This is a genomic window from Aerococcus sp. HMSC062A02 (assembly GCF_001809535.1).
Classification (GTDB): Bacteria; Bacillota; Bacilli; order Lactobacillales; family Aerococcaceae; genus Aerococcus.
The window spans coordinates 1-276 of the sequence record NZ_KV797930.1; the positions used below are offsets into that span (position 1 = coordinate 1).

General features: G+C 48.2%; 1 protein-coding gene. It reads right to left on the bottom strand.

Going from position 1 to position 276, the window contains the following annotated elements; genetic code table 11:
- On the bottom strand, window positions 1-276 hold a 276-nt coding region (locus tag HMPREF2626_RS10135; RefSeq protein ID WP_371325964.1), incomplete at both ends, for a hypothetical protein.

The window sequence follows — 276 nt, forward strand, 5'->3', positions numbered from 1 at the left end:
TGACGAAGGTTTCGGAGATGAGGTCACCTTGGCTTCCGTCTGGGTTCACTTTATATACTCGGATCCACGAACCACTTGGGCTGTTAGGATCAGCTGGATTTTCTTTACCACGTTCAGTCTTAGCGGTTACTGAAGTTCCGTCTGTCCCGTTATTTCCGTCAGTTCCATCAAAGATAAATTCGCGGCTGATTTCGCGTTCGCCTGGCTCAACAACGCCGTTGTTATTAGCGTCTTCATGGATGATTACCCATGTCCCTGGACGGTCTTTACCTGTTT